This window comes from Aminobacter sp. P4_D5 (genome assembly GCF_056401815.1).
In genome coordinates, this window is sequence record NZ_JBFUIP010000433.1 from 1 (window position 1) to 1026 (window position 1026).

Annotated in this window: 1 protein-coding gene and 1 pseudogene; both read left to right on the forward strand. The window is 63.3% G+C overall.

Annotated elements, in window-relative coordinates; genetic code table 11:
• Positions 1-224: pseudogene (locus AC1DWF_RS32535) on the forward strand (DNA topoisomerase IV subunit B); the annotation flags it as partial.
• Between the two features lie 124 nt (positions 225-348).
• Positions 349-714: a hypothetical protein gene (locus AC1DWF_RS32540; protein ID WP_476842645.1), complete on the forward strand. Its 366-nt coding sequence runs from the start codon at positions 349-351 to the stop codon at positions 712-714.
• Positions 715-1026: the final 312 nt, after the last annotated feature.

Sequence of the window (1026 nt, forward strand, 5' to 3'; positions counted from 1 at the left end):
AGGTCAGCCGCTTCAAGGGGCTCGGCGAGATGCCGGCCGCCGTGCTGAAAGAGACCACCATGGGCCTCGCCAAGCGCGTGCTGCTGAAGGTGGTGCTGCCTCCGGAGGAGCGCGCGAAGACGGCGGAGCTGATGGAGGCGCTGATGGGCCGCAAGCCGGAGCTGCGGTTCAAGTTCATCCAGGACAATGCGGCGACGATGGATGCGGAGGCAGTCGACGCTTGAGGGGAGCTTTGCCCCTCGTAGGGGAAGGGGCAATTGTTGTGCCGATCGGCGTGATAGGCAGCAACCGATAGCCCCGCGAAATCTGGGATGTCATGGTCGCGAAAGTTACACAAAGACCCGCGCCATGATCCTCCGTCCTCTTCTCCTTCTGGCGACCCTCGCGGCCATCGCTGCCGTTCCAAGCGACGCCAGCGCCAGGACCTGCCCGGCCTTCATCGTTCAACAGACCCCTGAGGTTACGCCCTCCAACCGGAACGGTGTGACATGGTATACTTGGCGGGCCATCATCCGGAACGATTCGCGCGTTATGAGCACCACCGTGGTGCGTGTTTCGCTCGTCGGCGTCCCTCAGCTGACGCAGCAACGGCTCAACAGTCCGGCCACTCTCAGGCTCCAGGCCGGTATCCGGATGGGCGTAACGGTAGGCGAGACGACCACCTACCTGATCCACCCCGATGTGAGACCAGGCATCCAGATCGACTGCGACTAAGTCCTTGGCCCGGCGGCTACATTGGCGGTGGCAGCTGTCCGCTTCGAGGCCACTCGGATGCGGCGAGGACGGTGTTCAACTGCATGGAACCCTGGCGGGGGTTGGCCGCGAAGGGACACAACCGAGGGCCAACGCCCCTCGCATCCATCAAAGCAACGTCTCGATCGCGCTGCGAATAGCGTCCGGCTTGGTCGTCGAACCGAACCGCTTCACCACTCGGCCCTGCCGATCCACCAGGAACTTGGTGAAGTTCCACTTGATCGACGACGTCCCAAAGAAGCCCTTCGCCTGGCTCTTCAGCCACCGGTACAG